Here is a 25,302-nt window from a genome sequence, read left to right on the forward strand (position 1 = left end):
CTGTCGGCTAAAGTGGTGCGCCATGTGGGTCGATTATGCGGCGCGGCAGGCGGTGGCGTCGATAGGCGCGGTGGCGCGTTTGCCCTCGTTACGGTTGGCGGTGCGCTCTGGGCGTCTGGAGTTTCCCGCCGCGGGGCATACCGTGATCAGCCTGACCTCGCACGGCACCCGCTTATCGACGGTCCACCACACCCTCGCATCGCTGTTGGTGGGGACTCGCCGCGTGCCCACCATCCTGTGGCTCGACGCCGTCGACTACCACGCGCCCTGGCCCGAGCCGCTGCAGGAGCTGGTGCAGTGCGGCCTGCAGGTGCGGCGTTCCGACGGACACTACGGCCCGCACACCAAGTACTACGGTACGTTCCGGCAGCTCGCGGGTACGGGGACGAGCGTGATCACGGTGGATGATGACGTGTTGTACCCGAGGTGGTTCGTCGAGAAGCTGGTGGTGGACCCGTTGGCGGTGACAGCTTACCGTGCCCACGAGATCGCGCTGGTGGGCGAGGGGTTTGCGCCGTATACGCAGTGGCGCAGTGTGCGCACTACCGCGCCGAGCCCGCGGCACTTCGCCACCGGCGTGTCCGGGGTGGCGTACCCGCCCGCGATGGTGGACTTCGTGGCCGCCCAGGGTGACGCCTTCCTGCGCGCAGCCCCCAGCGCCGACGACGTCTGGCTCAACATGTGCGCGGTGCGCTCGGGACACTATGTGCGCCAGGTCTTCGACAAACCGAAGGAGTTTCCGCTGGTGCCGGGCTCGCAGTCGGTGGCGCTGGTGCGCAAAAACCTGCGCGGGGGCAACGACGCCCAGCTCGCCGCGAGCTACAGCGCCGAGGACATCCGCGCCGTGGTCGGTGCGCGCTAGAACAACTCGCGCACTGCAGCCCGGTCGACCTTGCCCGGCCCCAGCAACGGCAGCGCCGCGACGCGCTTGAGCTCCTTCGGCACCTGCCAACGCGGCACATCCTGCAGCGCATCCATCACGTCCGGCACCTGCGCCTCACCCGCGAACGCGGCGCAGATCCGCTGCCCGAAACGCTCGTCCGGCACGCCGACCACGCACACATCCGCAACGCCGGGCACACCCAGCAAGAACCGTTCCAGCACCTCCGGTTGCAGCTTCAACCCGCCCGAGTCAATCACATTATCGACGCGCCCTTCGACCGTCAGGTGGCCGTCGTGAAGCTGGCCTGCATCTGAGGTGCGGAACCACCCCGGTTCGGCGAAGTCGGGGTGCGCGGGCTGGTTGCGGTAGCCGCGCGCCACCATGGGCCCGCCCAACCAGATGCGGCCGTCCCGGATGCGCACATTCGCCCCGGCGATGGGAGTGCCGTCGTAGACGCAGCCGCCGGAGGTCTCCGAGGAACCGTAGGTCGTGACAACGTTGATGCGCAGCTTCGCCGCCGAATCCAGCAGCGTCGGGTTCGTCGCCGCCCCGCCGACGAGCACCGCGTCAAAACTGCGCAGCGCGTCAATCCCGGTGAGCGTGGACATCGCCTTATCCAGCTGCAGCGGGGTCAGCGCGGTGTAGCAGCGGTCCCCGGTCGTCGCGATTTCCGCGGTGCGCGCCGCGAACTCATCAACGTGGAACCCGTGGGTTAGGTCCACGAAGGCGGGTTCGACACCCGCGACCATGCTGCGCACCAACACCTGGATGCCCGCGATGAACGCGGCCGGCATCGCCAACAGCCACTGGCCCGGCCCGCCCAACGCCTGGTGGGTGGCGTCCGCGCTGGCAATCAGGTTCGTCGGGGTCAGCAGCGCACCCTTCGGGGTGCCCGTAGACCCGGAGGTTGCTACCACGAGGGCGACGTCGTCGTCGATCGGCTCACCCACACCCTGTGCGTTGCGCAGCAGGTTGGCGCGCGCCGGGTCGTTCGTCGGCACCGGCAGCAGGGCGCGCTGGCCGGTCAGGGCCTCCTCGAGGGCAGGCAGGATCGCCAACGGATCGGCAGGGTTAACGGGCAGGAGTTCCAGCAGCTTCGTCACGAAGCGTTAGTCTAGCGCCCCGCCCGCAAGCACCTCGATGGCGTCGCGCCACATGACGTTGCCGGTGTCGGGGGCGAAGCGATCCGTCGTTACAAGGATGCAGCGGGATCCGGCGGGCAGTGTGTCGAACGGCGCGAGTTCGCGCGCGAGCGTTGTGGGTTCGGTAACCGTGAGCGCCACCTGGATGTAGAGTGTGCGCTGTCCATCATTGGCGATGAAATCGATCTCCCCACCGGGCACCTTGCCGGTGGAAACCTGGTAGCCGCGGCGGCGAAGCTCCAGGTAGAACATATTTTCCAAGTCGTGGCCGAAGTTAAAAGCGCGAGAGCCCAGCAGGGCTGTGCGCAGACCTGGATCGACGAAGTAGAACTTACCGTTCGTACTCAGCCATCGCTTGCCCTTCGTGTCGTAGTCCCGGCACTGATAAATAAGGTGCGCGTCCGACATCAGGCCGAGGTAGCGGTCGACCGTCTCGCTCGACGCCTTGAGCCCCTCGTGCTTGAGGTGGCCCACGATGCGATTCGTAGACACCGGGTTACCTGCATTATCGAAGAGGAAACGGGCCACACGTAGGAAAGCGTCGGTGTCGCGGATCTGGCCGCGCAGCGAAATGTCGCGGGTAAAGATGGAATCGAAGAGGGAGGAGTTCGCCTGACGAATCACCACCGGGTCCGCGAGCTGCACCGTGGCGGGGAAGCCGCCGATAGTGACCCACTCCTGAAATGCGTGATCAAGCCCAGGGCGTGCGTCCGCTGGGTAGCGGAACTCCATGAATTCCGCCAGGGAAAGTGGCAGCATCGGGATCTCGATGTAGCGCCCCGCTAGATAGGTCAGCGACTCGCCAACGAACAGGGAGGCGTTGGAGCCGGTGACGCAGATCTCCAGCTGCTCGTTGAGCCGCAGTGAGTTGATCACGCGCGCCCAGTCCTTCAGCTCCTGCACCTCGTCAACGTGGAGGTAGCGCAGCCCCTGTGCGAGCCGTTGCGTAACGGTGTCGTGGAAGGTGGTCGGGTTCCGCAGTGTGGCGTTGGCCTGATCCTCGAAGTTGACCACCATGATGGCGTCTTCCGGGGTGCCGTGCTCGCGCAGGTGGCGGCGGTACAACTCCAGGAGGGTCGACTTCCCGCAGCGGCGCACGCCGGTGATGATGCGTACGAAATCGTTATCGGTGACTGCCAGCAGGTTATCCAGGTACTGCTGCCTCGGGTGCAGGACTCTCATGAGTTTCGAGTATACCGGAAACTATCTCCAAAACAGGCAAGAGTTTCAGATATACTTGAAACCGCGCAGCTGCCCGCGCAGCTACCGGCCCAGTTCGTGGCTCAGCGCCTCGAGCTCCCCGCCGCCAGCGATGGCGCCTCCGCCTGTCGGCGAGCATTCGCCCAACACCGCCACAACAAGGCATAACACCGAAACGACCGCCTTCCTGGACTTCTTCATTGCCAAAGTGTGAACCACCGCATTCGGGTGCGTCAAGCGGACTAGACGTATTGACCGGAGGTTGTAATTAATTTGTCGGGATCCGCCACGCTGGGTAAGCTCTGCCTCATGTATTCAGGCATCGCTTCCATGAAGCTGCGTTCCGCCCGCTGACGGCGGCGGGACCCCTTCTGACCTCTCGTCTGCCGTCCTGGCCATCTGCCGGGCGGTCATTTAGTGCTGCCCGGCTCCATGACGAGCTGAGAGTACGAAATGCCAATTACACCAACCTTGCGGTCATGTGTGTGGAATGGAACGCCCCGCGGGCCAGTCGCACACATCCGTGCCGAATCAATCCACATCACCTTGGGAGACAGGCACCTCCTGAACGGGCTGGATGTCACCGTCTCCGCCGGCTCACGCCTGGCGATCGTCGGCGACAACGGCCGTGGTAAGACCACCTTGCTCCATATCTTGGCGGGGCTCCTGACCCCTGACTCGGGAGTAGTGACCCAGATGGGTTCCCTCGTCCTGGTCAAGCAGGACATGCCCACTGAGGGCAACCGCACCGTCGGCGATCTCATCGCCGAAGCGACAGCTCCCTCCAGGGCTGCACTTGAGGCACTCGACGTGGCGAGCGCAGCACTCGCCGCAGGAAACGACGCGGCCGATGCCTATTCCGCAGCGCTCGAGACCGCCACGCTATTGGATGCCTGGGATGCAGAAAGGCGCGTGGACATCGCACTTGCAGGCTTTGACGCTTGCAGCGACCGCGCCCGCAAACTGTCGACCTTGTCGGTCGGGCAACGGTACCGGGTCCGGCTTGCCGTCGCACTTGGATCGACCCCTGACCTGCTCCTGCTGGACGAGCCCACGAACCACCTCGACGCTGCAGGACTGTCCTTCCTAACCGAACGACTGCGTGATCACCCCGGTGGTCTGGCTCTGGTCAGTCACGACCGCGCCCTGCTGTGTGATGTGGCGACCACCTTCCTGGATCTCGACCCGACCCGAGATGCCGTGCCGCGAACCTACTCGGGTGGCTACCAAGGCTGGATTGAAGGTCGCCGACGAGAACGCCTCGTGTGGGAACAGGACCACGCCGCCCAGGTCGCCCGGCACAAGGAACTGACACGCGCTGCAGCCGAGGCACGCTCCCGCCTGTCTCAGGGGGGATGGAGACCTGACAAGGGCACAGGCAAGCACCAACGCGCCACACGCGCTGCTGGAGTGGTTCAAGCCTTCAACCGACGTATAGAAGACCTGGAACGTCATGAGATCGACGTGCCGGCACCGCCACTGCGTCTAGCGTGGCCCGCCTCGACAACTCGTGCCGGACAGAGCATCATGAACGCCACCGAAGTTACTGTGAAGGACCGGTTGGACACTCCGGTGTCGGTTGACGTGGACGGCGGTGACCGGTTGGTGGTCACCGGACCAAACGGCGCGGGAAAGTCCACCTTGTTGGCAGTTCTTGCACAGCGTCTGGCCCCCACCACGGGACATGTGCGAGTGAACCCGACAGCGCGCATCGCTCTGCTGTCTCAAGAGGTCTCCGACTGGGATCACTCCAGCTCCGCACACGAGGTCTACGAGGCGTACCTAACAAAGCTGGGCCGCCGATCTCAGGCGCCTACTCTCGGCTCGCTCGGGCTGCTCGAGGCCTCTGCAACCAACACGCCCGTGGGGCGCCTGTCGCAAGGACAGCAACGCCGACTTCACCTGGCCATGTGTCTGGCCCAGGACCCAGACCTGCTGCTCCTGGACGAACCCACCAATCATCTGTCATCGAACCTCGTCGACGACATCACCACCGAGCTTCAACAGGCCTCCTGCGCGGTGATCGTCGCCACCCATGACCGGCAGATGCTCCGCGACTTTACCGACTGGCCCCATCTGAACCTTGACTTGAAGGAGATGCTATGAACCCGCTTCACCCCTTGACCATCCCCACGTACCGCCAGTTGTTCGTAGCGATGGTGCTGACCATCTTCGCCCAGGGCGCCTGGGCCCTCTACCTGACCATGCAGACCCTCGACCTGGGCGCCACGCCCGCCACCCTGTCGGGTGTCGTGGCCTGGAGCGGCATCGGCCTGCTTGTGGGATCCCTCCCAGCTGGCGTAATTGCCGACCGGATCCCCAACAAGTCCGTCATCGTGGGTGTGTTCGCCCTGAACCTCGCCATCGCGACCGCGACGTCCACAGCAGCAATCCTCGACTTTGTCACCTTCTGGATGCTCGCGGTCTCCGCATTCATCATTGGCGCTTCAACCGCCTTCTTCTTCCCCGCCTACACGGCACTGGTGCCAGTCCTGGTGGATAGCGACGACCTCATGGCCGTCAACGGCCTCGAAGGCGCCACCCGTCCCTTGGTCGGACAGGCACTTGCGCCCGCCGTCGTCGGAGCGGTCATCGGCGCAAGCATGCCCGCCGCTGGCGGGTACCTCATCGCAGCAGCAATCGGACTTGGCCTGCTCGCGGCCCTGCGGCTTCCCACCCCCACCCGTGCCGAAACGGAGGCCGATGCTGACGCTGCGGCCGACTCACCGATCACCGACCTGCTCGATGGCTTCCGCTACGTTTCCCGCACACGCTGGGTCCGCTCCAGTGTCCTGTTCGCGGCCGTTATGGGACTGGTCGTGACCGGACCACTCGAAGTCCTCCTACCCGCTCTTATGCGCTCCTCGCATGACAATGGACCTGCTCTCTACGGGGCCGTCCTGGCTGCCCTCGGCGCGGGCGGGTTGGTGGGCTCCCTGCTGGCGGGGTCGTGGCGCACACCGGAACGCTTCCTGCCCGCAATGGTCGGCGTTTGGGCGCTCGGATGTCTGTTCTTGTCCATTCCGGCGCTCACCAGCAATCCATGGGCCATCGGTGCAGGACTCGCGTTCTACGGGGCGCTGATCGGGATCGGGATGGTCATCTGGGGAACAGTGCTCCAAGAGCACGTCCCCTTGGAGATGCTCGGCAGGGTCGCCAGCCTCGACTTCTTCATTTCCATCGCCTTCATGCCTTTGTCCATCGCTCTCACCGGACTCTTCAGCCGCTTCATCGACTCCAGGACTCTGTTCATCACCGCCGGCCTGGTGCCACTGGCCATGGCAGCACTGCTCCTAGCCCTGGGTCAACTCAAGATGCCGCAGAAGACGCTGGCCGAGGCATGAGAGACCTAAGACACACGAACATCATCCTCACACCTCTCCACCGCTTTGCTACCGCGGCGAGCTCGGCGGCTGGTTGCACTGGGTTTTCACGATTGACCAACGTTTGAGGTCAGTACAGCTAGAACACCTCGGCGATCAGCAGCATGGCCGGCAGCGCCAGGAAGATGGTCAAAAACACGGTGTCGCGGTAGTGGGTGGCGGAGGGGGAGGTTGCTTGGCGACGATCCTTCGGCCTGCGCCAGCAACCCACAAATAAACACGTCCACGAGCCATGCCCGGCTACGGGCGAACACCTCCTCTGCCATGTCTGGCAGCAGGGTGCGCTGGCCCGCAAGCACCCCGATGGCGTCGCGCCACGTGACGTTGCCGATGTCGGGGGCGAAGCGATCCGTGTCAGAAAAAGTCGTTACCGCTACCGGCCCAGCTCGTGGCTCAGCGCCTCGAGCTCCCCGCCGCCAGCCATCTGGTGCGTCAACTCCTCCAAGGTGACCTCGGCCCGTGGGGCGTCGAGCTCCTGGCGGCCCAGCTTCAAAATGGTGAAGTGGTCACCGACCAGGAACGCGTGGTGCGGGTTGTGGGTGACCAGGACGACGGCGATGCCGCGGTCGCGGGCGGCGGCGACAAAGCGCAGCACCACGCCGGACTGCTTCACGCCAAGCGCCGCGGTCGGCTCGTCCAGGATGAGCACGCGGGCGCCGAAGTACACCGCGCGTGCGATGGCCACGACCTGGCGCTGGCCGCCGGAAAGGTTCCCGGCGTCCACCTCGACGTCGGGGATGTCGATGCCCATCTCGCGCAGCTGCTCGGCGCAGATGCGTTTCATCTCGGCGTCGCGGAGGACGCCGAAGCGGCCGGTGAGCTCCTGGCCGAGGAAGAAGTTGCGCCACACGCTGAGCTCATCCACGATCGCCAGCGTCTGGTGCACCGTTGCGATGCCGGTATCGATCGAATCTCGGGGGGAGGTGAAGGTGGTTGGCTGGCCGTCGATAAGCACTTCGCCCGAGGTCGGCTGGTGCAGGCCAGCGAGAATCTTGATCAACGTGGACTTGCCGGCGCCGTTGTCGCCGAGCACGCAAGTGACCTCCCCTTCACACACTGCGAGGTTCACCCCGCGCAGCGCATCGAAGCTGCCGTAGGACTTGGTGATGTTCTTCAGTTCAATGACAGCCACTTAGCGCCCCTTGGTGTACTTAGCGAAGGACATATTCGTAAACACGGCGACCAGCAGTGTTGCGCCGAGGAAGAACTTGAACCAGTCAGGGTTCCAGCCGGCGTAGACGATGCCCTGGTTCGTCAGGCCGAAAATCAGCGCGCCGATCGCGGTACCCACCGCGGTGCCGCGCCCGCCCGTCATAGCGCAGCCGCCGATGACGGCAGCGATGATGTAGAGAAACTCGTTGCCCACGCCCTGGCCTGCCTGGATGGAGTCGAAGGCGAACAGGGTGTGCATGCCCACGAACCAGGCCGCGAAGCCCACGCCCATGAACAGCAGAATCTTCACCCGACGCACCGGCACGCCCACGGCACGCGCGGCGTTTTGGTCCCCGCCGACCGCCGTGATCCAGTTGCCGAACTTCGTGCGGAACAGCACAAACGAGGCAATCGCGACGAGCAGCAACCACCACAGCACCGTCACATTCAAGGTGACGCCGCCAATGTCGAAGGTGCCCGCGAACACCACGTGCGCCGACGGGAAACCCTCCATGTCGGAGATGATCGGTGTCGCCACCTGGCCGGTCACCAGCTTGGTCACCGCTAGGTTGAGGCCCTGCAGCATCAAAAACGCCGCCAGCGTAATCAGGAAGCTATCGATGCCCGTGCGGGTGACCAGGTAGCCGTTCAGCGCGCCGATCGCCAGCGAGATCCCGAGCGCCATGAACGCGCCAACCCACGAGTTGAGGTGCAGGTTGTAATTCAGCATCGTCGCGGCCAACGCGGCCGTGGTCACGGCGACGCCGGAGGAAAGATCGAACTCGCCGCCGATCATCAGCAGCCCCACCGCGAGCGCCACGATGCCCAGCGTCGAGGACGCGTACAAGGTGGTCGCGAGCGCCTCAAAGGAGCGGAACGCGGGGGCGACGGTCAGGAAGAACGCAAAGATCGCGATGAAGCCCAGCATCGAAGCGAACTCGGGGCGCCGGATGAGCTTGGAAAAGCCAGTGTGCGTTCGTAGCCGGTCATCGCTTGTCGACGCCCCTTCGCTCACTGCCGCGCTCATCGCATGCCCGCCTTCGCTGCCTCGGCGACCTTGTCCACGTTGTCCTTATCTACGAAGCTCGGGCCTGTGTAGACGGGGCGGCCGCCGCCTAGGGTGCCGCCGTTGCGCTTCGCGATCCACAGTGAGTCGACGGCCAGGTAGCCCTGCAGGTACGGCTGCTGGTCGACGGCGAAGGCGACACGGCCGTCGGCGATGGCGTCGACAAGCTCGGCGTTGGTGTCAAACGTGGCGACCTGCGCCTTGGACCCGGACTGCTTCACGGACTCCGTCGCGCGCATCGCCACCGGCGCCTGGAGGGCGAAGACGGTGTCGAAGCTCTTGTCCTGCGACAGTTTCGAGGTGATGGTGGACTGCACGGACGTCAGATCCTGGCCGTTGACGTAGAGCAGTTCGACGTTGCCATCGAGGCCCTTGCGGACGCCGTCGCAGCGCGCTTCCTGGGAGGAGTTGCCCTGCTCGTGGATGACGCACAGGACGTTCGACTTGCCTTCCTCCTTGAGGCGCTCGCCAGCGGCGTTGCCCGCCACCGACTCGTCCTGGCCGAAGAAGCCGGTCATCCCGTAGTCCTGGTACTTGCCCATACCGGCGTTCAGGCCGACGACGGGGATGCCGCGGTCGACAGCGTTGCGCGCCGCAGGGCCGATTGCCTCGGCGTTCGGCATGGTCACGGCGATGCCGTCGACGCCAGCGTCCACCGCCGAGCGCACCAGGTTCGCCTGGTTCGGCGCCTGCGGGTCGGAGGAGTAGCGCAGCTCGATGTTGTCCTTCTTCGCCGCGTCCTCCGCGCCCTTGCGCACGAGGTCCCAGTAGGTGTCGCCCGGCGCACCGTGCGTGACCATGGCCACCACGTACCTCGGCGTATCGACGCCACCAGCGGTCCCTTCAGTGTTCTCGGAGCGGGGTGCGCCGCCTGTTGAAGAGCACCCAACAAGCAGCGCCGCAGCCATCAGTGCTGCGGCAAAAAATGTAGTCCGTGTCTTAGCCATTGTACGAGTGTGATCCACCGCACCATGTTTGTCAAGGCTAGAACACCCCCGCGATCAATAACATCGCAGGCAGTGACAGGAACGTGGTGAGGAAGACGGTGTCCCGGCAGATCACCTCCCCCGAGCGGTACGTCGCCGCGTAGTTGTACACGTTCTGCGCCGTCGGCAGCGCGCACAGGATGAGGGCCGCGTACATATCGGAGCCGGTCAGGCCCAGAAGCGACGCCACTACCCACGCTACGGCCGGCATGCCGATCAGCTTGAGGATGGTAGCGGTGGTCGTCGCTAAGCGCTGGCTCTGCAGCACCTTCTCCCCGGTGAGCGAGGCGCCGAAGCTCATGAGGATCATCGGGATGGACGCGCCACCCAGAATCTGCAGCGGGGCGAGCACCGGCTCCGGCACCGTCCACGACGACGCCGACACCGCAAACCCCGCAAACGCCGCAACCACCACCGGCGCCTTCAACCCCGCAATCACTGACTTCAGCACCCCCGACGCCCCACGGTCCAGGCCAGCGATCACGATGGGGGAGAGCACCGCCATCTGCAACACCAGCGCCGGAATCACGTACGTCGGATCCCCCAGCACATAGGTGGCGATGGGCAATCCGATATTGACCGAGTTGTAATAACTCGACGACGCCGCCCCCGCCATCGTCTCCGCAGCATCCTGCTTGAACCACACCGCACTGATCGCCCAATAAATCAGCATCGTGGTCACCGTCGCGATCGCGATCACCAGGATCACCGGGGAGAAGAACGCATCCGTGTCCGAGACCGCCACCGACGAAAAAATCAACGACGGCGTTGCCACATGAAACGCGATGCGGTTGAGCTGCAGCCGCTGCTCACCCGGGCCGATCACCTTCTTCTGGGCAAGCCACCAGCCCGCCGCGATCACGGTGAAGATGATGGCGAAACCAGTCAGAACGTCAAGCATGCCGACTGAGTGTAGTGGCTACGCGCCTGTGAAACTGGCGCCTAGTCCATCTGAAGGACGGTGCGCAGTTCCGCGAAGGGAGCCGGGCAGATTTCGTGCGTGACGGTTCGGCCTGTTCGGGACTTTTTGAGTAGTCCGGCTTCGGCAAGCTTCTTGAGGTGGTGGGAGACCGTCGGTTGGCTGAGCCCGGAATACTCGGTAAGCGCGGTCACGCTCATCGGCTCGCACCCTTCTGCGGCGAGGCGGGAGAGGAGGCGCAGCCGGGCGGGATCTGCCAGCACTTTGAACAGGGCCGCGTAGCGCTCGGCGTCTTCTGGGGGGAGTGGGCCGGAGCCGAGTGAGCAGCAGTCTGGGGCGGGGGATTGTTCGTGCATGACTTCTACCTTCTCATATTGACAGCGGTCTATGCGGCCCTCTGTTTTCACATATTGATAATTATCGATATGTGAGGTGATTAGATGACCAACCCAGAGCCGACCCCCGTTCGAATGTCGTTCCTCGACAGATTCCTACCAGTGTGGATCATCTTGGCGATGGCATTCGGTCTGCTGCTGGGCCGCGCCGTTCCAGGACTCCGCAGCACGCTTGAGCGTTTTGAAGTCGGCGGTATTTCGCTGCCGATCGCGCTGGGCCTTTTGGTGATGATGTACCCGCCGCTGGCCAAAGTCCGCTACGACAAGACCCGCGAGATCGCCACCGACAAACGGCTCATGACCGTCTCCATCATCTTGAACTGGATCGTCGGCCCCGCGTTCATGTTCGCCCTGGCCTGGCTGTTTCTGCCGGACCAGCCAGAGCTACGCACAGGCCTCATCATCGTCGGACTGGCGCGCTGCATCGCCATGGTGCTGGTGTGGTCCGACCTGTCCTGCGCCGACCGGGAAGCCACGGCCGTCCTGGTCGCCATCAACTCAGTATTCCAGGTGCTCATGTTCGGCGTGCTCGGATGGTTCTACCTGCAGATCCTGCCGAGCTGGCTGGGCCTGGAGACCACCTCTGTGGAGTTCTCCTTCTTCTCCATCGTCACCGCAGTACTGGTGTTTCTCGGTATCCCGCTACTTGCCGGAGTGCTCTCCCGCATCATCGGTGAGCGAGTGAAGGGCCGTGCGTGGTACGAAGAGACCTTCCTGCCCGCGGTTTCCCCGCTTGCGCTCGTGGGGTTGCTGTACACGATCGTGCTGCTGTTCTCCCTGCAAGGCGAGCAGATTACATCTCAACCGTGGACCGTTGCCCGAGTCGCCCTGCCACTGCTGGGGTACTTCGTGGGCATGTTCCTGATCGCCCTGGTGGTGTCGAAGGCGTCGGGGATGGGCTACGCCCAATCCGCCTCCGTGTCCTTTACCGCCGCGGGCAACAACTTCGAGTTGGCCATCGCGGTGGCGATCGGCACGTTCGGCGCTACCTCGGCCCAAGCGCTGGCCGGTACGATCGGTCCGCTCATCGAAATCCCCGTCCTCGTCGGACTTGTCTACCTCATGCGCGGCATCGGGCAGAGACTCTTCCCAGGCGATCCCACCCTGCCAGCTGCAAGGAGCCGTTAATGAACCCCAGTGTCTTGTTCGTCTGCGTCAGCAACGGCGGTAAATCACAAATGGCGGCGGCGCTTGCGCGACACTACGCAGGCGACCAGGTCAGCGTCTTCTCCGCTGGCACGAAACCGGGCACGAAGCTGAACCAAGAATCCGTCGCCGCAATTGCAGAACTCGGTGCCGACATGTCGCGCGGCACACCAAAACCCATCGACCCAGAACTGCTGCGCACAGTCGACCGAGTAGTAATAATTGGCGACGCCGCCCAGCTCAACATGCCAGCCGACGCCGCCGGCACCCTGGAACGCTGGCACACCGACGAGCCGTCCACCCGTGGCATCGAAGGCATGGAACGGATGCGCCTCGTACGCGACGATATCGACGCCCGCGTGCGCGCCCTCCTGCGCGAGCTGCATCGCACGCTTTGAATCCCACGCTTTGAGCGGTTTGGGGCGCTACGCGCGGGCCCGGCGGGCGAGTGTGTTGCCCAATGATTGGATGGCTTGCACCACGATAATCAGGATGATCACGGTGGTGAGCATTGCTACGGAGTCGAACTGCTGGTAGCCGTAGGCAATCGCAAGGTCGCCCACGCCGCCACCGCCAATCGTTCCGGCCATCGCGGTCGCGGAGATAAGACCCACGGTTGCCGTCGTGATCGCGAGGATGATGGAGGATTTCGCCTCCGGCAGGAGGAAGTGGCGGATGGTCTGCCACATGTTCGCCCCCATCGATTCGGCGGCCTCGGTGATACCGGGGTTGACCTCGAGCAGGGACTGCTCGATGAGGCGGGCGATGAACGGGGCGATGTACAGGGTGAGCGGTACCAGCGCGGCCGTCGTGCCTATTGAGGTGCCCACAATAGAGCGGGTGAACGGCGAAATCGCGACGAGCAAGATGATGAACGGCAGGGAACGGATGATGTTGACCACCACGTTGAGCACCCCGTACACCAGCCGGTTCGGGCGCAGACCGCCCGGGCGGGTGATTACCAGCGCCAGCGCCAGCGGAATGCCAACCAGAGCGCCAATGAACAGCGCGCCCCCCACCATGTACACGGTCTCCCCGAAGGAATCGAGGTACATCGACGGAGTCACGCGCGAGCCCGTCAGGTCGCGCCACCAAGAGTTCAGCGGTTCCATTTACGCCTCCACCTCATTCACAGTTACGCCTTCCAGGGAGGACAGCCACGCCACCGCGCCGTCCGCCTCGCCGCCATGCAGGCCGACGATGGTGGTGCCCACGGTGGTCTTCGCAAGCTCAGTACTTGACGACGCCAGCAGCCGCGCATCCACACCAAACTTGCCAACGAGCTGCGTGAACACCTCTTGAGCAGCCCCTCCCGTGTGGACGAGCTGCACCGCGCGGTCAAACCTTCCTTCGCGGATGGTCTCGCGCACGTGCTCAGGGACCTTGCGCTGGATGACCGTCTCCACGAACCGCTGCGTCAACGGGTGCTGCGGATCGGCGAACACCTCGGCGACGGGGCCCGACTCCACCAGGTGCCCCTCGGACAGCACCGCGACCTCGTCCGCGAGGCGTGCCACTACGTCCATCTGGTGTGTGATCAGCAAAATGGTCACGCCGAGCTCCGCATTGATCTTTCGGAGTAGCTCCAGGATTTGTGTTGTGGTGAGCGGATCCAGGGCGGATGTGGGCTCGTCGCAAAGCAAGATGCTCGGATTGGTCACGAGCGCACGAGCGATGCCGACGCGCTGCCGCTGACCGCCCGAAAGCTGGCGTGGCTTGTGACTTGCGCGGTCGGCCAGCCCCACCATTTCGAGGGCCTCCGCGACACGGCGCTGGATCTCCGCCTTCGGCGTCTTCGACAACAGCAGGGGCGTGGCCACATTCTCCGCAACCGTCTTGGTCTCTAGCAAGTTGTAGTTCTGGAACACCATCGACACCTTGCGCCGCAGGTCACGCAGCTGCTTCGCGTTCAGCTTCGCGGGCTCCTCGCCGAGTACCGACACCGAGCCCGACGTCGGCACCTCCAGCCCATTGACGGTACGAATCAGCGTGGACTTGCCAGCACCAGACGTCCCCACCACGCCGGAAATCCCGCCCGCGGGTACCGCGAACGAGATGTCCTCGAGTGCAGTAAAGCTTGTGTCCCCGGTGTCGAACACCTTGGTCACACCGTCGAATATGACGGCGTTGCCGCTGCCGGTTGCGATGGTCATGCGAGCCTTTCTAGCGCTTTGTCTCCTTCAGAGAATCCGGAAGGAACCAGTAGTTGTTCTCGTTGTGCTCGTCGAAGTACTGCTTGAACTCCTCCGAGCGGTACGCGTCCGCGACCGCCTTCGCCCACGGCTGATCCTTCTTGTCCTCGGTGGTCACCGCTACAAGAATCAGCTCCGGACGCAGCGTCTCCTGGAACACCTGCAACTTCGGGTCCAACCCGGCGGAATACGACATGGAGCCAGGGATCACCGCCCAGTCAAAGTCCGGCAGCGTACGTGACAGGTTGCCCGAATCAATGGAGACGATCTCCAGGTTGTGGGGGTTGTCCTTAATATCTGACTCCGCGACCAGCGTCGCATCCGGGTCCTGCAACGTGATCCAGCCAGCATCTACCAGCAGGTGCAGCGCGCGGGACTTATTCGACCCATCCAGCGGGATACCAACCTTGTGGCCGTCAGCAACCTCGGTGAGCTGCGTGTACTTATCGGAGTACAACCCAGCCGGCACCGTCGGCACCTCAGTAATGGAAGCGAGGTTGCCGCCCTTCTCCTCATTAAAGACGTTCAGCCAGGCAGTGTGCTGGTCAACGTTCAAGTCCGCGGACCCCTCGTTGAGTGCTGTATCTGCCTGGGTCAGGTCAGTAAACGACTGGTACTCCACCTCGTAACCCTGCCCCTCCAGGATGGGGCCAACCGCATCCGTGAACAGCTCCGAGTACGGGCCAGGCGAAGTAGCGACGCGGATCGTCTGCAAGTCGCCGTCCGGGGTAGCGGTGGCGTCGGTGGAATCGCCGGAGCAAGCGGTGAGGCCAAGCGTTAACGCGGCAGCCGCGGTGATGGCAGTGAGTTTCTTCAGCACGATGTTTCCTTTCAAGTTTTTTCAAGCTGTACCGAAGATTAAACCACTCGGTTTGTTATTGCAAGACTGATCGGTCTAGTTTGTTGGGGCGCGAGGTGGTCGGGGCGGTCTGGTTTGGGCTTGTGCTGGGTTGGGGTGGGGCTGGGGTTGGGTGGCCGGGGGCTAGGGGTGATCGCCTAAAAGTGAGTAAAAGGATTGTAGTATTCCGCTTTTCGCAAAGAATTTCGAGGATTACTACAATCCACCTACTACAGTTTGGAATTTTTTGGGGCTCGCGCCGCTGTTTTCGGGCGCGCGGCATGGTGGCGAGTGTGTTCCTAGAGCTGCGGTAAACGTGCAGCTCACGGGTGGCGTACCCGTTTCTGCAACGATTTCGCACCCGCTTTTGCAACGGTTTTATACCCGCTTTTGCAATTTGCGGACTGTGAGTGGCGGCGCGGACGCGCTTCTTTGTGGAAGCGGCTGGTCTCGACCGTAAGGAAGGGGGTGAGATGAATGCCTCAAGCTGATTCCGGTAACCAGCCGGACAAACCCAACTGAATATCAGACACGCACAAGGCCTGGCGCTCTATCTCCGCAACTTGCCGATCAATGCCATCACGCCCGAGACCCCCGCTGTCAGCATTCCGGCCAACGTGGCCAGAGCGAGCATCCCGGCGATGAAGGACTCGGCCTCCGGGTCGAACGTTTCCAGGCACAGACCGAAGAGCACAAACGACACCACGGTGATGATCACCGACCGCTTGAATACCTTCCCGGACTTGGAGCGTCGCTTCGGGGCAGTAGCAGGCGTGACCAGCGCGGGATCGTACGGTGTCGATTGGGCAGGAACCGGTGCGTGCAGCGGGGCATACGCTGCGGCAAGCAGCTCCTCAGGTGTCAGTTCATTGGTGGCAGGTCGGGGCTTTGTGGCTGCAGGGCGTGGCGCTGGAGCAGGCTGCGCCTCCGCAACAATCTCCGGAGCGACCTCCTCAACAACCGCCGCCTCCACCTCGGCCGTCTCCTCGACGCCGTCGACGGCGAGGTCCACCACCATCTCCACGAGCTGGCTGCACCGCTTCGGGCCGACGCCGTGCAGGTCAAGTAGGTCGTCGGCGCTGGCGTTGAGCATCTCCGGGTGCTCGAGGCTCCACATGGCGAGGTAACGATCGATGCCGCGTCCGGTCGCTTCGGGGACGTGGTGGGGTTTGAGGTTGTCGGCGATCTCGTGCAGTGGGCGGTCCGGGTGTTGCTCGATCCACGCGGCGGCGATGCGCGCACTCGACGCGCCAACAGCGTGCGACTGCTCGGCGGTCAGCCAAGAGAACTGCTCCGGAGCTGAAACAGGCGCAGCGGCATCAGGGGCAACAACCGGTGCGTCCTCGGTCGAATCCTCCACGGCCTTCAGTAGTTGGGCGAAGTGGGTCTCGCTGATGATCGGCACGTTGTTCTCGCGTGCTTGCTTCGCTTTCCCGCTCATCGAGTCCGGGTTCGCCGCAACAAGGACGGCGCACGTGCGGGTCACGCCACCGACGTCGAGGCCTGCGGCGGTGGCGCGGTCGGTCCAGACATCGCGAGGGATGTCGAGGGCTCCGGTGAACGCGACGCGGTCGCCCGGGCGCAGGGCGAAGGTGGCGGGGGTGGGGCCGGAGGTGGGCTCGTCGAGAAGCGAGCGGACGAGCTGCGCATCGACGTTGAGCGCCTCGGCGATGTCGAGCAGCGGGGCGCGCTCCTCATCGGTGATGACGCCATCGGCCCAGGCTTCGACAGCGAGCTGGCGCGTGAACTCCTCGTTGATGGCGTCGACGTCGTCGGCGCTGAGGCCCGCGGCGATGGCGGTGGATTCGAGGCGGCGCATCTCGGTGCGGGAGATGGCGCGGTCCACAAGTGCGCAGGTCAGCTCGGCGCGGTAGTCGGCTTCGTTCTTGGTGGTGGCCGTCGGCAAGGTGCGCGAAAGCTGTCCCGCCCAGGAGGGCTCGCCGCCGCGGGGGAGGCACGGGGCCTCGGCTGCGGGGGCGGTGAACGTCGCCGTCGGATACTTCTCGACGTCCACTCCGTTGCCCACGCACAAGTAACGGAGGAGCTCGGCGGTCGCCTCCGCGTCCGCGAGCGCCGAGTGCGCAAACCGGTTCCGAATCCTCGCGATATCCAGCGCTTCACTTAACTTGCCTACGCCCATGTACTGTTTCGTCAACCGCATCGTGTCCAGCCACTCGCACAAGCCGTCCTCCGCGCCGGCGCGCGCGAACTCGTTGGTCAGGAAGCGGTGCTCAAACGACGCATTGTGCGCCACCAGCGTGCGGCCATTGAGCAGCGAGCCCAGGTACGGAGCGACGTCGCAAAATAATGGTGCATCCACCACATCGGTCGCCGTGATCTTATGGATGTAACTATTCGGAATGTCGCGTTCCGGCTGGATCAGTGTCTCCCACGTGCGCTCCACCGTGAAATCGGGGCGCAGCAGCACCACGCCGATCTCCACAATGCGGTCCTGGTTGCTCAGCCCTGTCGTCTCCAAATCGATGACCGCAAACCCATTCCGGCCCATTCCTGCTCCTTTGTTCATCCGTGTTGGGGGCGTCAACAAATATATGACACTCCCCCGACACACCAGGGACGGAGTCGGTCGGATGTTCGATGGAACCGGCGGGGGAGTTGTGGTCGCCGCGTAACGCCCGGCACCGTCTGTGCCGATTACATGGGCATGAAGAAGATCATCGCATCGGCCGTCGCTGCGGCGACCGCCTTTACCGCCCTCGCCACGACCCCGGCCCACGCCGCCCACCTGGACCGCACCGACAGCGGCCAGTGCCGCGTCGTTCTCAACGACGCCGAGCGCGGCCCCGCCTGGCAGGCCGAACGCATCGCAAAAACGCTCACGCACGGCATGTACGCCACCGCCGTCGCCGAAGCATTCGAGGCAACCTTCGAGGGGCTCAAACCACTTGGCGACGCCCACCTCGACCAACCAGCCATCATCTCCTACCAGCAACTCCGCCTGGAAGGGCAGGAGCCCGGCGAGCGTCCCGACTACGACGCCGCCCGCGCCGCCACTAAGGAAAAACTGGCCAAGCTAGGCCTGGTTTCCACCGACGCCGACTTCTACCTGGACATGAAGCAGGGCGCCCAGATCCCGCTTTCGCCAGCGGGCAAGGCGCTGCAGGGATCGGCGCGCTGGTACATCGGTATCGACGGCTCCGTGCCGGAGGTGGCCAGCCTCGGGGAGAACTACGTGTTTGGCCGTACCGGCGACAACACTGCTCGGTTCCTGAACCACGTCCAGGACTGGAAGCGCGCCGCGTTTGCCTCGAACATGTCCGATACTTACTTTGCCAAGGCCACCGACTCGCTCGAGTCCCGGTACTACTACCTGCTTAAGCAGGCGCAACAGTGCAGTGACAATCCACCGCTGATCTTCAGCACCCAGAACGCAGACCTGCCAGCCCCGCCGGTACTGAAGAACGCCCTGCCGGGCCAATCAGCAGACCCTTCCACACCCGAAGCGCCGACCCCGGAGCAGCCCACGCCGGAGCCGGAGCAGCCGCAGAACTTCGATGCAAAGCTCGGCCAGATCATCGGCATCATTGCCGCGGTCCTGGCAGCGCTGGGCGGGTTGTTCGCGCTGCTCAAGAACGCCGGCATCAACGTGCCGGAGCTTCCGAAGATTCCGGGGCTGAACAAGTAGATCTCCTCCCCTGGGAGGAGGCGCGTGTTCGGTGTTGCCGATAGGCTTACGCCCATGCGCTACAAACCGGGTGACCTTGCGCTCGCGGTCGCTGTTGCCATCTTGGCGGCGGTGTACACCGCGAGCGCATGTACCCAACCCACACATGCCGCAGGCTGGGGACAGGCCGCCCTGTCGTGGGGGTTCGTCGTGGTGTGCGCGGTGCTCACGAGCAAACCGAAGTGCTCCTCGATTGCGCTTATCGTGCTGAATGTTGCCTGGTCTGCGTTGTGGCTGGCAGCGCCGATCAACCTTGGCTTTTCGCCGTGGGTGTTGGCGGTCCCGGTGGCCACCTTTATCGCCGGGCGGTTCACCGAGAAGCGCTTCGCGTTGGGCGTCCTCACCGCCGCGTGCGGGTGGGCGCTGCTGTCGCCGTTCATGTGGACGTGGGACGACAACTTCGTGTTGTTCTACCGGAACGGGGCTGATCTGGGGATCACGCTTGCACTGCATTGGGGCGCGTGCGCGGTGGGGTACTTGCTCGGGGCGAATTTGGCGGCTGAGGAGGCGGAGTGGCGTCGAGAAGCGAACGCGAAAGAGCAGCGCCTCGCGGCAGCGCGCGAGGAGGAACGCCGCGCCATTGCCCGCGATATCCATGACCTGCTCGGTCACTCCCTGACCCTGATCAAGGCGCAGGCCAATGCCGGGTTGGCGGCCGGGCAGGAGCGGGAGGCGCTGCAGCAGATCAACGAGGCCGCCGGGCAGTCGTTGTCGGAAATTCGCCTTCTTGTGCGCGGCCTGCGTGAGAGCGATCATGCGTTTTCGCCGGCGGCGGGGATCCCTGACCTGCCGTCGTTGGTGCAGCGCTACCGCGACGCCGGTCTGGAAGTGTCGCTGGAAGCACCAGCAGTGGATGTCTCCCCGGTGACTTCGCTTGCTACTTATCGCATCGTGGCGGAGGCGTTGGCAAACGCGGCACGCCACCAAGTCGATCCCGCTGTGATGGTTCGGATCGCACCGGGCGAGACCGTAGTGGTAGAAGTCGTTTCTACCGGCCAGATTCGACCCCAACCAGGCACTGGCGTTGGGCTGGAGGGGCTGCGCGAACGCGCGGCAAGCGCCGGTGGCACGCTGAAGACATGGCAGTCAGGGGAGACATTTACCGTGCGGGCGGAGTTGGCCGCATGATCCGCCTGCTCCTTGCCGACGACCAGCCGCTCCTCCTCAGCGCCCTCCGCACCATCTTGGACGCGCAGGATGACATCACCGTCGTCGCCACCGCCGCCGACGGCGCCGAGGCCGTCGAGAAAACGCGCGCCCACCGCATCAACGTCGCAGTGCTGGATATTCGCATGCCGGTGCTCGACGGGATCACCGCAGCCCGCACGATCATGGAGATGGGGCCACGCGTGATCATGCTGACCACCTTCGACGACGACACCTTGATCCATGCGGCTATCGACGCCGGCGTGCACGGCTTTCTTCTCAAAGACGCCGAACCCGACGTCCTGGCCAACGCCGTGCGCGCTGTCGCCCGCGGCGAATCGGTTCTGGCCCCCGGGGTCACAGGCCGCGTGATGGAATGGGTCCGCGACGGTGCGGGCACCCAAGAATCCGCCGCCGCGCTGGAGGCGCTGACGCAACGCGAACGCGACGTGCTCGCAGAAATTGGCCGCGGCGCCACGAACGCTGAAATCGCCGCCACACTGTTTATTGCAGAGACCACGGTGAAAACGCACGTCTCTAATCTGCTTGCCAAACTTGGCGCGCGCGACAGGGTGGCGCTCGCCTTGATTGCGCAGCGCGCCGGGATCTCCTCCTAGAGGAGGAGGCGGTGTGGTCCCACCGACCGATGTGGTGGCTTTGCTGGGTGACGACCATGAATGCCATGACTGATACGCAACTTGCTTGCCACAACGTGGCCGTGTCCTTCGGGGACCACCACGTACTTCGCGACGTGTCGTTGACCACCACCCCGGGCCGAGTCCACGCACTGTTGGGCCCCAACGGCGCGGGTAAGTCGACGTTGATGTCGGTGCTGCTCGGCCTGATCGAACCCGATGTCGGCGAGGTAACACTGATGGGGCAGCCGTTTGACCGCTCGGCACTGCGCCATGTCGGCGCCTCCATCAACGACCCCGCCTTTTACAGCCACCTCAGCGCCCGCAACAACCTCCGCGTCCACACCACGCTGCTGGGCCTTCCCGACAGCGAAGCCGACCGGGTCCTCGAACTGGTTGGCCTCCAAACCGCGGGCAAGAAGAAAGCCGGCAGTTTCTCCACCGGCATGAAAGGCCGCCTCGCTCTCGCTCAGGCGCTGCTCGGCGAGCCAGAGGTGCTTATTCTCGACGAACCACAAAACGGCCTCGACCCCGAAGGCATCGCCCACCTACGCGACTACCTTCGCGAATACGCGCGAGCTGGGCGCACCGTCCTGGTCAGTTCCCACCAACTCGGCGAAGTACTCCACATGGCCGACGGCGCCACCGTGATCGCAGGCGGCGGCGTCCGCTTCGCAGGCGAGCTCGCGGAACTGGGCCCCAACCTAGAAGAGTCATTCTTCCGGCTCACCTCCGGTGGTGAACGATGACCCTCCTACACGCCGAATGGATCCGTGCGCGCGGCTCCATGCTGTGGTGGCTCGCTGGGGCAGGTTTGCTGGTCGGTGTGCTGCTGACGTTGTTCGCCCTGGCCGGAAACGTCGAAACCGCGTCGAACCTGCTCTACCCGCAAGGACTGTTGGTCACCGGCATGGCTGCTCCCGCCGCCGCGCTGTTCGCCGGTTTGGCCGAAACCCGCGAACGTGACGCCCGTGGCGGCGGCACATTGTGGCGGCCGGTCCCACCTATGCGCACTCGCGCTGCCCGTATCGTCGTGGTGTGGCTGGCGCTGGCCGCGTTCGTCGCCTTCGACTTTGTCGTGCCGTTTGCCGCCGGCCTCGTATTCAACCTGGACAACACGGCCTCGATCGCACTCGTAGGTCTTTTTGCGTGGCTGGGCATGCTCGGACCGGCAGGTCTCGCCGCCGCCTCCACGCGACGCATCGGGATCCTGCAAACCATCATCCTCGGCTTCGCATTCACCATCGGCCTCGGCTACTTCGCCGAGCGCGACTGGTGGAGGATGAACCCCGGCGCCTGGCCAGCCCGGCTGGCGCTGCCGACCATGGGCCTGCACTTCAACCTGCTACCCCTCGACGCCACCGACCCGATGGCGGGGGAATCTCCCATTCCCGCCCTCGTCCTGACCTTGGTATTGGCAGCGGTTGGCTTTGTCGCAGCCGCCCTCGTACCACCACGTACCCGCCCCATCTTCAGGCGCAGCAGGGTCCACCGCGTCACCGCACCGATGGCCGCAGGGCCGGCGACGCCGCGCCCCGAAACCACCGGATACGTGGCTGCGGTGAAGGGGGTTGCGATGGCGGCGAGGGTGTCGTCGATAAGCGTCTTGCTCCTGCTCACCGCCCTGGTGCTGCTGTTCTCGCTGGCATATCCGGTGGATGTGCGTGAGGCGATGTTCACCTACATCATCCTGCCGATAGGGGCGGGCGTGCTTCCCACACTGGTGTGGCCGAAACTGCGTCCCGCCTGGGCGCTCATGCAGGTCGAACACCCACGCGTCCGCGCCGCATTGGCCACGTGGTGCTTTGGAGTCGTCGCCCTCGTGTGCGCGTTCGGAGCGGCCGTGGTTGGCGACGCACGCTTCGGACTCCTCGCGTTTCTCGCAGGCAGCGTATTGACGCTCACCGCACTTGCCATCACCGTCCGCTTCGGCGTGGCGTGGACGCTGGCCACGACGATCCTGGTCACAATCGTCTCCGCCACGATCGGCGGGGATGTCCTCGCGCAATCTGCGTTATGGATCCTCGCCGTCCCCGCATGGCCAGCTACGGCCACCGGTGCACGAGTGTGGGTTGCGGCTGCGGTGGGGCTGGTGCTGCTGGCGGTGGTTGTAATGCTGCTGATGCGGACGCTGCGCGGGATGCGCCCAGTACGACGCTAACCCGCCGGGGTGAGGCGTCCGTCCGCCGTGTAGCGACCATCGGGGGAGTTGTAGAAGGCGTGGGCGTGGTTGTCGTCGATAAGTAAGTGCCACGTGCCGCCGTTATCGCAGGTGCCCTCGGTGATCGTCTCGCGGAAGCCATCATTGGTCCTGGTCAGGTGGCCCGCACAGCCGAGCTCAGGGTAGGTCACTGCGATACCGTCCGCGGTTGGCTCGAACCGGACACGGAACTGCTGCCCCTGTAGGTGCTCGACCTCGGATACCTGACCCATCGTGCCCTCCATTGGACCTTTGAGTTCTGGAGGTTTGATTGTGCCCAGCGCCGCCGCGTCCGTCGTCGGGTGCCAGGTGATACGGGTGAACTCGCTGAGCGGATTGCCGACGACCGTCTCCTCCGGACCCCACACCTTCTCCAAACGCTGACCCCGCAGCTCGAAGTGCGTCACGTGCAAGAGAGGGCTTTCGGCTTCGTACTGGTCCAAGCCTGGCTGCGTGCCGTTGGTGAACACAGTCGGGTACGGGTCGTCCGAGTCGATGAGGTAGTCCTTCGTCCAGCTCAGCGTGCCGTCCTGGGCCCGCAACACGCGAATTGGAGAAGGGCCGTCAGCACCAGCGCGCAGCAGCAGTTCCGGCTCAAGATCGCCGTTGATATCTAAGACGTCGTAGGCGAACGTGCCGTCCAAGCCGTCGAGATCTGCGAAGAACCGCGCCGGGTCCGCGATGGCGTCGGCGTACAGATCACGGGTGGAGGGCGCCGGTGCTTCAGTCGCGGGCGTGCCCAGTGTTGTTTCCGGCACGGGCGCTTCCGGCACAGGCGCCGTGCCGCAGGAAGCCAGCAGGAGAGTGGCGGTGATGAGAGGCAGATAGCGCTTCATGGCACCACGCTACAGAAAACTAGAAACCCGAAGAAAGTTCCCAACCTATTCGTGATCGCCGGAACCATTTTCGTGGACAGCCGTTGTGACCTAGGGAAATGTAACCGTTGGTCGACCGGAACCGGCCCCAAACGCAAAATAGTTCCCCGGCGGCGGGAACTATTTCAAAGGGGCACGAAGGGGAGAAAACCGCTAGGTCACATACCTACCTAGTAGTAGAACGGGAACTCGTCCCAGCGGGGCTCGCGTTTTTCCAGGAAGGAGTCGCGGCCTTCCACGGCCTCGTCCGTCATGTAGGCGAGGCGGGTTGCTTCACCGGCGAAGACTTGTTGGCCCATGAGGCCGTCGTCGACAAGGTTGAAGGCGAATTTGAGCATGCGCTGTGCGGTGGGGGACTTGCCGTTGATTTCGCGGGCGATCTGGATGGCCTCCTCTTCCAAGGAAGCGTGCGGGGCGACGATGTTGACGGCGCCCATGCGCTGCATCTCCTCGGCAGAGTAGGTGCGGCCGAGGAAGAAGATCTCGCGGGCGAACTTTTGACCCACCATCTTGGCCAGGTAGGCGGAGCCGTAGCCGGCGTCGAAGGAGCCGACGTCGGCGTCGGTTTGTTTGAATCTGGCCTCCTCCTTCGAGGCGATGGTCAGGTCGCACACGACGTGGAGTGAGTGGCCGCCGCCGGCTGCCCAGCCGTTCACCACCGCGATGACCACCTTGGGCATGGTGCGGATCAGGCGCTGCACTTCCAGGATGTGCAGGCGTCCGCCCTCGGCTTTCACACGTGCGGTATCGACGGTGTCGGCGGTGTCGCCGCCCGCGTACTGGTAGCCGGAGCGGCCGCGAATGCGCTGGTCGCCGCCGGAGCAGAACGCCCAGCCGCCGTCCTTCTCAGAAGGCCCGTTGCCGGTCAGCAACACCACGCCGACAGAAGGGTCGCGCCGGGAGTGGTCGAGTGCCCGGTAGAGTTCGTCGACGGTGTGGGGGCGGAACGCGTTGCGTACTTCGGGGCGGTCGAAGGCGATGCGGACGATGCCGTCGGCGCGCGTGGTCCCTACGTGTCGGTGATAGGTGATGTCGGTGAAGTCAAAACCTTCGACCTCGCGCCATTGGGTTGGGTCGAATGGTTGCGCAGTGGAATAGCTCATGGCTTTGTAGTCTACGGTGCCGACGGCAGCTCGGGGCACCCCCACAGGGAGGCAACCGCTGTATAAGGCATTGCTTACCTAATGGGCTCGGAGTTAAATCAAACGTATGAGTCTGATAACGAAAACTGCCGAGGGCACCCTTGCCCGCATCCCCGTCGGCGACAGCGCCGTTATCGCGGCGCTTGACACTACCCCTACCGTCGCGCGTCGCCTGCAGGAGCTTGGTCTTCGCCCAGGCCAGCGCGTCAGCATTATGCAGTCCACGGCTGGTGGTGGCCGCGTGATCAAGGTGGCAACCTCCCGCTACGCCCTCAGCGCTGACGCGCTGCGTGGCATCAAGGTGAGCGTGGCATAGC

General features: G+C 64.3%; 26 protein-coding genes. 11 read left to right on the forward strand and 15 right to left on the reverse strand.

Annotated elements, in window-relative coordinates; translation table 11 throughout:
- The first annotated feature begins 22 nt into the window (after window positions 1-22).
- Window positions 23-862: a glycosyltransferase gene (locus HMPREF3170_RS02095; RefSeq protein WP_070477435.1), complete on the forward strand. Its 840-nt coding sequence runs from the start codon at window positions 23-25 to the stop codon at window positions 860-862.
- On the opposite strand, the gene menE is transcribed toward HMPREF3170_RS02095, so the two are convergent.
- The 3 genes from menE to HMPREF3170_RS11650 all read right to left on the reverse strand — a co-directional run bounded on the left by menE (window position 859) and on the right by HMPREF3170_RS11650 (window position 3,426).
- Window positions 859-1,986 (reverse strand): o-succinylbenzoate--CoA ligase, encoded by a 1,128-nt coding sequence (gene menE / locus HMPREF3170_RS02100; protein ID WP_070477437.1) that lies wholly within the window; start codon window positions 1,984-1,986, stop codon window positions 859-861. The two genes, HMPREF3170_RS02095 and menE, sit on opposite strands and share 4 nt — an antisense overlap.
- Window positions 1,987-1,992: 6 nt before the next feature.
- On the reverse strand, window positions 1,993-3,207 hold the full coding sequence (locus HMPREF3170_RS02105) for an ATP-binding protein (RefSeq protein WP_070477439.1): 1,215 nt from the start codon (window positions 3,205-3,207) through the stop codon (window positions 1,993-1,995).
- 81 nt (window positions 3,208-3,288) lie between these two features.
- Window positions 3,289-3,426 (reverse strand): hypothetical protein, encoded by a 138-nt coding sequence (locus tag HMPREF3170_RS11650; protein ID WP_168161606.1) that lies wholly within the window; start codon window positions 3,424-3,426, stop codon window positions 3,289-3,291.
- A gap of 282 nt (window positions 3,427-3,708) precedes the next feature.
- Here HMPREF3170_RS11650 and HMPREF3170_RS02110 point away from each other — a divergent pair, with 282 nt between their 5' ends.
- Together HMPREF3170_RS02110 and HMPREF3170_RS02115 are read left to right on the forward strand one after the other, a co-directional pair.
- On the forward strand, window positions 3,709-5,331 hold the full coding sequence (locus HMPREF3170_RS02110) for an ABC-F family ATP-binding cassette domain-containing protein (protein WP_246814891.1): 1,623 nt from the start codon (window positions 3,709-3,711) through the stop codon (window positions 5,329-5,331).
- Window positions 5,328-6,569 (forward strand): MFS transporter, encoded by a 1,242-nt coding sequence (locus tag HMPREF3170_RS02115; protein ID WP_070477443.1) that lies wholly within the window; start codon window positions 5,328-5,330, stop codon window positions 6,567-6,569. Before HMPREF3170_RS02110 ends, HMPREF3170_RS02115 begins: the two co-directional genes overlap by 4 nt.
- 118 nt (window positions 6,570-6,687) lie before the next feature.
- Here HMPREF3170_RS02115 and HMPREF3170_RS12025 read toward each other — a convergent pair whose 3' ends face one another.
- From HMPREF3170_RS12025 to HMPREF3170_RS02140, 6 genes are all read right to left on the reverse strand, one after another.
- Complete coding sequence (locus tag HMPREF3170_RS12025; RefSeq protein WP_255365778.1) at window positions 6,688-6,819, reverse strand: hypothetical protein; 132 nt, start codon at window positions 6,817-6,819, stop codon at window positions 6,688-6,690.
- 162 nt (window positions 6,820-6,981) lie between these two features.
- Window positions 6,982-7,740 carry an ATP-binding cassette domain-containing protein gene (locus tag HMPREF3170_RS02120; RefSeq protein WP_070477445.1) on the reverse strand — a complete coding sequence of 253 codons (759 nt, stop codon included), beginning with the start codon at window positions 7,738-7,740 and terminating at the stop codon, window positions 6,982-6,984.
- Window positions 7,741-8,787, reverse strand: coding sequence for an ABC transporter permease (locus HMPREF3170_RS02125; protein WP_070477446.1), 1,047 nt, complete (start codon window positions 8,785-8,787; stop codon window positions 7,741-7,743).
- Window positions 8,784-9,773 (reverse strand): substrate-binding domain-containing protein, encoded by a 990-nt coding sequence (locus tag HMPREF3170_RS02130; protein ID WP_070477448.1) that lies wholly within the window; start codon window positions 9,771-9,773, stop codon window positions 8,784-8,786. Before HMPREF3170_RS02130 ends, HMPREF3170_RS02125 begins: the two co-directional genes overlap by 4 nt.
- Before the next feature lie 37 nt (window positions 9,774-9,810).
- Window positions 9,811-10,713 carry an AEC family transporter gene (locus HMPREF3170_RS02135; protein WP_070477450.1) on the reverse strand — a complete coding sequence of 301 codons (903 nt, stop codon included), beginning with the start codon at window positions 10,711-10,713 and terminating at the stop codon, window positions 9,811-9,813.
- A gap of 41 nt (window positions 10,714-10,754) precedes the next feature.
- Window positions 10,755-11,087 carry an ArsR/SmtB family transcription factor gene (locus HMPREF3170_RS02140; RefSeq protein ID WP_070477452.1) on the reverse strand — a complete coding sequence of 111 codons (333 nt, stop codon included), beginning with the start codon at window positions 11,085-11,087 and terminating at the stop codon, window positions 10,755-10,757.
- Window positions 11,088-11,171: 84 nt separating this feature from the next.
- Between HMPREF3170_RS02140 and arsB the strand changes: the two genes are divergently transcribed.
- Both arsB and HMPREF3170_RS02150 read left to right on the forward strand, forming a co-directional pair.
- Window positions 11,172-12,254, forward strand: a complete 1,083-nt coding sequence (arsB, locus tag HMPREF3170_RS02145) for an ACR3 family arsenite efflux transporter (protein ID WP_070477455.1) — start codon at window positions 11,172-11,174, stop codon at window positions 12,252-12,254.
- Entirely contained in the window at window positions 12,254-12,670 is a 417-nt protein-coding gene (locus HMPREF3170_RS02150) for an arsenate-mycothiol transferase ArsC (RefSeq protein WP_070477457.1), read from the forward strand. Before arsB ends, HMPREF3170_RS02150 begins: the two co-directional genes overlap by 1 nt.
- A 27-nt stretch (window positions 12,671-12,697) precedes the next feature.
- On the opposite strand, the gene HMPREF3170_RS02155 is transcribed toward HMPREF3170_RS02150, so the two are convergent.
- The 4 genes from HMPREF3170_RS02155 to HMPREF3170_RS02170 form a co-directional block, all read right to left on the reverse strand.
- Window positions 12,698-13,384, reverse strand: coding sequence for a methionine ABC transporter permease (locus tag HMPREF3170_RS02155; RefSeq protein WP_070477459.1), 687 nt, complete (start codon window positions 13,382-13,384; stop codon window positions 12,698-12,700).
- Complete coding sequence (locus HMPREF3170_RS02160) at window positions 13,385-14,425, reverse strand: methionine ABC transporter ATP-binding protein (protein ID WP_070477461.1); 1,041 nt, start codon at window positions 14,423-14,425, stop codon at window positions 13,385-13,387.
- 10 nt (window positions 14,426-14,435) lie between these two features.
- Window positions 14,436-15,284, reverse strand: coding sequence for a MetQ/NlpA family ABC transporter substrate-binding protein (locus HMPREF3170_RS02165; protein WP_070477463.1), 849 nt, complete (start codon window positions 15,282-15,284; stop codon window positions 14,436-14,438).
- Between the two features lie 568 nt (window positions 15,285-15,852).
- Window positions 15,853-17,811, reverse strand: a complete 1,959-nt coding sequence (locus HMPREF3170_RS02170) for an exonuclease domain-containing protein (RefSeq protein WP_070477466.1) — start codon at window positions 17,809-17,811, stop codon at window positions 15,853-15,855.
- A gap of 156 nt (window positions 17,812-17,967) precedes the next feature.
- Between HMPREF3170_RS02170 and HMPREF3170_RS02175 the strand changes: the two genes are divergently transcribed.
- The 5 genes from HMPREF3170_RS02175 to HMPREF3170_RS02195 all read left to right on the forward strand — a co-directional run bounded on the left by HMPREF3170_RS02175 (window position 17,968) and on the right by HMPREF3170_RS02195 (window position 22,929).
- Window positions 17,968-18,948, forward strand: coding sequence for a hypothetical protein (locus tag HMPREF3170_RS02175; RefSeq protein WP_141742162.1), 981 nt, complete (start codon window positions 17,968-17,970; stop codon window positions 18,946-18,948).
- 54 nt (window positions 18,949-19,002) lie between these two features.
- A complete protein-coding gene (locus HMPREF3170_RS02180) occupies window positions 19,003-20,115 on the forward strand; it encodes a sensor histidine kinase (RefSeq protein ID WP_070477471.1) in 1,113 nt (370 codons plus the stop codon).
- Window positions 20,112-20,750, forward strand: a complete 639-nt coding sequence (locus tag HMPREF3170_RS02185; RefSeq protein WP_070477474.1) for a response regulator — start codon at window positions 20,112-20,114, stop codon at window positions 20,748-20,750. Before HMPREF3170_RS02180 ends, HMPREF3170_RS02185 begins: the two co-directional genes overlap by 4 nt.
- Before the next feature lie 65 nt (window positions 20,751-20,815).
- Window positions 20,816-21,517, forward strand: coding sequence for an ATP-binding cassette domain-containing protein (locus HMPREF3170_RS02190; RefSeq protein ID WP_070477775.1), 702 nt, complete (start codon window positions 20,816-20,818; stop codon window positions 21,515-21,517).
- Window positions 21,514-22,929, forward strand: a complete 1,416-nt coding sequence (locus HMPREF3170_RS02195) for an ABC-2 family transporter permease (protein ID WP_070477476.1) — start codon at window positions 21,514-21,516, stop codon at window positions 22,927-22,929. Before HMPREF3170_RS02190 ends, HMPREF3170_RS02195 begins: the two co-directional genes overlap by 4 nt.
- Here the strand turns inward: HMPREF3170_RS02195 and HMPREF3170_RS02200 are convergent.
- Both HMPREF3170_RS02200 and HMPREF3170_RS02205 read right to left on the reverse strand, forming a co-directional pair.
- Window positions 22,926-23,804: a hypothetical protein gene (locus HMPREF3170_RS02200; protein WP_070477479.1), complete on the reverse strand. Its 879-nt coding sequence runs from the start codon at window positions 23,802-23,804 to the stop codon at window positions 22,926-22,928. The genes HMPREF3170_RS02195 and HMPREF3170_RS02200 overlap by 4 nt on opposite strands.
- Window positions 23,805-24,013: 209 nt before the next feature.
- Window positions 24,014-24,946 carry a 1,4-dihydroxy-2-naphthoyl-CoA synthase gene (locus HMPREF3170_RS02205; protein ID WP_070477778.1) on the reverse strand — a complete coding sequence of 311 codons (933 nt, stop codon included), beginning with the start codon at window positions 24,944-24,946 and terminating at the stop codon, window positions 24,014-24,016.
- 106 nt (window positions 24,947-25,052) lie between these two features.
- Here HMPREF3170_RS02205 and HMPREF3170_RS02210 point away from each other — a divergent pair, with 106 nt between their 5' ends.
- Window positions 25,053-25,301, forward strand: coding sequence for a FeoA family protein (locus tag HMPREF3170_RS02210; RefSeq protein WP_083290805.1), 249 nt, complete (start codon window positions 25,053-25,055; stop codon window positions 25,299-25,301).
- Window position 25,302: the final 1 nt, after the last annotated feature.

Source organism: Corynebacterium sp. HMSC08D02, from assembly GCF_001807505.1.
Taxonomy (GTDB): Bacteria; Actinomycetota; Actinomycetes; order Mycobacteriales; family Mycobacteriaceae; genus Corynebacterium; species Corynebacterium pseudogenitalium.

What these genes read in the sequence shown, in the direction of transcription:
- HMPREF3170_RS02170 (WP_070477466.1), bottom strand. Translation starts at nt 17,811, where the DNA reads ATGGGCCGGAATGGGTTTGCGGTCATCGATTTGGAGACGACAGGGCTG.
- HMPREF3170_RS02140 (WP_070477452.1), bottom strand. Translation starts at nt 11,087, where the DNA reads ATGCACGAACAATCCCCCGCCCCAGACTGCTGCTCACTCGGCTCCGGC.
- HMPREF3170_RS02125 (WP_070477446.1), bottom strand. Translation starts at nt 8,787, where the DNA reads ATGAGCGCGGCAGTGAGCGAAGGGGCGTCGACAAGCGATGACCGGCTA.
- HMPREF3170_RS02195 (WP_070477476.1), top strand. Translation starts at nt 21,514, where the DNA reads ATGACCCTCCTACACGCCGAATGGATCCGTGCGCGCGGCTCCATGCTG.
- HMPREF3170_RS02205 (WP_070477778.1), bottom strand. Translation starts at nt 24,946, where the DNA reads ATGAGCTATTCCACTGCGCAACCATTCGACCCAACCCAATGGCGCGAG.
- HMPREF3170_RS02190 (WP_070477775.1), top strand. Translation starts at nt 20,816, where the DNA reads ATGACTGATACGCAACTTGCTTGCCACAACGTGGCCGTGTCCTTCGGG.
- HMPREF3170_RS02210 (WP_083290805.1), top strand. Translation starts at nt 25,053, where the DNA reads ATGAGTCTGATAACGAAAACTGCCGAGGGCACCCTTGCCCGCATCCCC.
- HMPREF3170_RS02180 (WP_070477471.1), top strand. Translation starts at nt 19,003, where the DNA reads ATGCGCTACAAACCGGGTGACCTTGCGCTCGCGGTCGCTGTTGCCATC.
- HMPREF3170_RS02160 (WP_070477461.1), bottom strand. Translation starts at nt 14,425, where the DNA reads ATGACCATCGCAACCGGCAGCGGCAACGCCGTCATATTCGACGGTGTG.
- HMPREF3170_RS02200 (WP_070477479.1), bottom strand. Translation starts at nt 23,804, where the DNA reads ATGAAGCGCTATCTGCCTCTCATCACCGCCACTCTCCTGCTGGCTTCC.
- HMPREF3170_RS11650 (WP_168161606.1), bottom strand. Translation starts at nt 3,426, where the DNA reads ATGAAGAAGTCCAGGAAGGCGGTCGTTTCGGTGTTATGCCTTGTTGTG.
- HMPREF3170_RS02150 (WP_070477457.1), top strand. Translation starts at nt 12,254, where the DNA reads ATGAACCCCAGTGTCTTGTTCGTCTGCGTCAGCAACGGCGGTAAATCA.
- HMPREF3170_RS02175 (WP_141742162.1), top strand. Translation starts at nt 17,968, where the DNA reads ATGAAGAAGATCATCGCATCGGCCGTCGCTGCGGCGACCGCCTTTACC.
- HMPREF3170_RS02130 (WP_070477448.1), bottom strand. Translation starts at nt 9,773, where the DNA reads ATGGCTAAGACACGGACTACATTTTTTGCCGCAGCACTGATGGCTGCG.
- HMPREF3170_RS02095 (WP_070477435.1), top strand. Translation starts at nt 23, where the DNA reads ATGTGGGTCGATTATGCGGCGCGGCAGGCGGTGGCGTCGATAGGCGCG.
- HMPREF3170_RS02135 (WP_070477450.1), bottom strand. Translation starts at nt 10,713, where the DNA reads ATGCTTGACGTTCTGACTGGTTTCGCCATCATCTTCACCGTGATCGCG.
- HMPREF3170_RS02115 (WP_070477443.1), top strand. Translation starts at nt 5,328, where the DNA reads ATGAACCCGCTTCACCCCTTGACCATCCCCACGTACCGCCAGTTGTTC.
- HMPREF3170_RS02185 (WP_070477474.1), top strand. Translation starts at nt 20,112, where the DNA reads ATGATCCGCCTGCTCCTTGCCGACGACCAGCCGCTCCTCCTCAGCGCC.
- arsB (WP_070477455.1), top strand. Translation starts at nt 11,172, where the DNA reads ATGACCAACCCAGAGCCGACCCCCGTTCGAATGTCGTTCCTCGACAGA.
- HMPREF3170_RS02105 (WP_070477439.1), bottom strand. Translation starts at nt 3,207, where the DNA reads ATGAGAGTCCTGCACCCGAGGCAGCAGTACCTGGATAACCTGCTGGCA.
- HMPREF3170_RS02155 (WP_070477459.1), bottom strand. Translation starts at nt 13,384, where the DNA reads ATGGAACCGCTGAACTCTTGGTGGCGCGACCTGACGGGCTCGCGCGTG.